The organism is Myroides injenensis M09-0166, from assembly GCF_000246945.1.
In the GTDB taxonomy this organism is placed as follows: Bacteria; Bacteroidota; Bacteroidia; order Flavobacteriales; family Flavobacteriaceae; genus Flavobacterium; species Flavobacterium injenense.
The window spans coordinates 1-423 of record NZ_BAEX01000190.1 but is presented as its reverse complement, the minus strand read 5'-3'; the positions used below and the strand labels follow the sequence as shown (position 1 = coordinate 423).

The window sequence follows — 423 nt, the reverse complement described above, 5'->3', positions numbered from 1 at the left end:
ATGTTGTGAAAACAAACTATTACTTTGTTTTTTTTCTCTTCATTTTCCTTTGGAAGTAAAAAACCTAAGCGCATGCCTCTAAGCATCTTCTTTACAAAATTCCAAAAAAAACTTATGTTGCCCAAATATAGTTCCAATACATACTAACAAGACTTTATAAACTGGTAATATTAAAACAATATAAAGAATCCAATAAGGAACTGGATGCATTACTCCTCTTTCAATTCCTAACCAAGATAAGATAGGCTTTGAAATAAAAGCCGCTGTTGAACCAGTTATTGCAAACACAATAAAAATAATCAGTAACTGAAAATTAGATGTTACCCCCCAACGTTGTTTTAACTTTTCCATTATTTAATATAATTCTAAACAAAAGTAATCCTTTTATAACTACTATAAAACTAAAAATCACATAAATAAAAA

At 27.7% G+C, this 423-nt stretch carries 1 pseudogene; it reads right to left on the bottom strand.

Annotated elements, in window-relative coordinates:
• Positions 1 to 351 (bottom strand): annotated as a pseudogene (locus tag RH98_RS15095) (DUF6787 family protein); the annotation flags it as partial.
• Between the last annotated feature and the right edge of the window lie 72 nt (positions 352 to 423).